Below are 2,781 nucleotides of genomic sequence, written 5' to 3' on the forward strand. Positions count from 1 at the left end.
TACTTCCTGGTGACCGATAGCGGACAAGTACCGTGAGGGAATGGTGAAAAGTACCCCGGGAGGGGAGTGAAATAGTACCTGAAACCGTTCGCCTACAATCCGTCGGAGCCTTTAGGGGTGACGGCGTGCCTTTTGAAGAATGAGCCTGCGAGTTAGTGGCATGTGGCGAGGTTAACCCGTGTGGGGTAGCCGTAGCGAAAGCGAGTCTGAATAGGGCGTTTGAGTCGCATGTTCTAGACCCGAAGCGGAGTGATCTAGCCATGGGCAGGCTGAAGCGCGGGTAAGACCGCGTGGAGGGCCGAACCCACCAACGTTGAAAAGTTGGGGGATGACCTGTGGTTAGGGGTGAAAGGCCAATCAAACTCCGTGATAGCTGGTTCTCCCCGAAATGCATTTAGGTGCAGCGTCGCGTGTTTCTTGCCGGAGGTAGAGCACTGGATGGTCTAGGGGGCCTACAAGCTTACCGAAATCAGCCAAACTCCGAATGCCGGTAAGTGAGAGCGCGGCAGTGAGACTGCGGGGGATAAGCTTCGTAGTCGAGAGGGAAACAGCCCAGATCACCAGCTAAGGCCCCTAAGCGTGTGCTAAGTGGAAAAGGATGTGGGGTCGCATAGACAACCAGGAGGTTGGCTTAGAAGCAGCCACCCTTTAAAGAGTGCGTAATAGCTCACTGGTCAAGTGGTTCCGCGCCGACAATGTAGCGGGGCTCAAGTACACCGCCGAAGCTGTGGCATTCACACAATAACTCGGCGATGTTTTCGGACATCGTCCAGGTGTGTGGGTGGGTAGGGGAGCGTCGTGCCGGGGGTGAAGCAGCCGAGTGATCGAGTTGTGGACGCGGCACGAGTGAGAATGCAGGCATGAGTAGCGAAAGAAGGGTGAGAAACCCTTCCGCCGGATGACCAAGGGTTCCAGGGCCAGGTTAATCCGCCCTGGGTGAGTCGGGGCCTAAGGCGAGGCCGAGAGGCGTAGTCGATGGATAACGGGTTGATATTCCCGTACCCGTGAAGGAGCGCCCGTGATGAACCTCGTTGTGCTAACCATCTGATCTTGGTGAGGTCTTCGGACTGATCTGGGGGAGGTTGGGATCCTGGCGGGTAGTAGTCAAGCGATGGGGTGACGCAGGAAGGTAGCTGAGCCCGGCCGGTGGTTGTGCCGGGGTAAGCGTGTAGGCCGGTGTGTAGGCAAATCCGCACACCTTGTGGCTGAGACGTGATGCCGAGCCGATTCAGGTGAAGTCAGTGATCCTATGCTGCCGAGAAAAGCCTCTAGCGAGTTCCGAGCGGCCCGTACCCCAAACCGACACAGGTGGTCAGGTAGAGAATACCGAGGCGATCGGGTGAACTGTGGTTAAGGAACTCGGCAAATTGCCCCCGTAACTTAGGGAGAAGGGGGGCCGGAGACGTGAAGCCCCTTGCGGGTGGAGCGTTGTATGGCCGCAGAGAGCAGGGGGAAGCGACTGTTTACTAAAAACACAGGTCCATGCGAAGAAGTAATTCGATGTATATGGACTGACGCCTGCCCGGTGCTGGAACGTTAAGGGGACCGGTTAGCTCTTCGGGGCGAAGCTGAGAACTTAAGCGCCAGTAAACGGCGGTGGTAACTATAACCATCCTAAGGTAGCGAAATTCCTTGTCGGGTAAGTTCCGACCTGCACGAATGGCGTAACGACTTCCCCACTGTCTCAACCACAGGCCCGGCGAAATTGCACTACGAGTAAAGATGCTCGTTACGCGCGGCAGGACGGAAAGACCCCGGGACCTTTACTATAGCTTGACATTGGTACTTGAATTAGCTTGTGTAGGATAGGTGGGAGCCGGTGAAGCGGGTACGCCAGTATTCGTGGAGGCAATCTTGAAATACCACTCTGGTTGGTTTGGGTATCTAACTTCGGACCGTTATCCGGTTCAGGGACAGTGTCTGGTGGGTAGTTTAACTGGGGCGGTTGCCTCCTAAAGGGTAACGGAGGCGCCCAAAGGTTCCCTCAGCCTGGTTGGCAATCAGGTGTTGAGTGTAAGTGTATAAGGGAGCTTGACTGTGAGACTGACGGGTCGAGCAGGGACGAAAGTCGGGACTAGTGATCCGGCACTTGCGAGTGGAAGCGGTGTCGCTCAACGGATAAAAGGTACCCCGGGGATAACAGGCTGATCTTCCCCAAGAGTCCATATCGACGGGATGGTTTGGCACCTCGATGTCGGCTCGTCGCATCCTGGGGCTGTAGCAGGTCCCAAGGGTTGGGCTGTTCGCCCATTAAAGCGGTACGCGAGCTGGGTTTAGAACGTCGTGAGACAGTTCGGTCCCTATCCGCCGTGCGCGTAGGATACTTGAGAAGGGCTGTCCCTAGTACGAGAGGACCGGGACGGACGAACCTCTGGTGTGCCAGTTGTCCCGCCAGGGGCACGGCTGGTTGGCTACGTTCGGAAGGGATAACCGCTGAAAGCATCTAAGCGGGAAGCCTGCTTCAAGATGAGGTATCCCACCCTTTGTGGGGTAAGGCTCCCAGTGAGACGACTGGGTTGATAGGCCGGAGATGTAAGCCAGGTAACTGGTTGAGTTGACCGGTACTAATAGGCCGAGGACTTGACTACGAAGCTGCTACGCGTCCACTGTGTGATTCACAGCAAACGAACAATGTGTGGGTTGTTTGATTTGTTGATAGGGTTACGGCGGTTATGGCGGAAGGGAAACGCCCGGTTACATTCCGAACCCGGTAGCTAAGCCTTCCAGCGCCGATGGTACTGCACTCGTGAGGGTGTGGGAGAGTAGGACACCGCCGGACAT

General features: G+C 56.3%; 2 rRNA genes (1 of these 2 running past the window's edge). Both read left to right on the forward strand.

Annotated elements, in window-relative coordinates:
* Nucleotides 1–2,588: ribosomal RNA gene (locus ABGB05_RS36720) — 23S ribosomal RNA — on the forward strand (it extends 518 nt beyond the left edge of the window).
* Nucleotides 2,589–2,662: 74 nt separating this feature from the next.
* Nucleotides 2,663–2,779, forward strand: a 5S ribosomal RNA gene (gene rrf, locus ABGB05_RS36725).
* Nucleotides 2,780–2,781 lie beyond the last annotated feature (2 nt).

This window comes from Plantactinospora sp. B5E13 (genome assembly GCF_039871775.1).
Classification (GTDB): Bacteria; Actinomycetota; Actinomycetes; order Mycobacteriales; family Micromonosporaceae; genus Plantactinospora.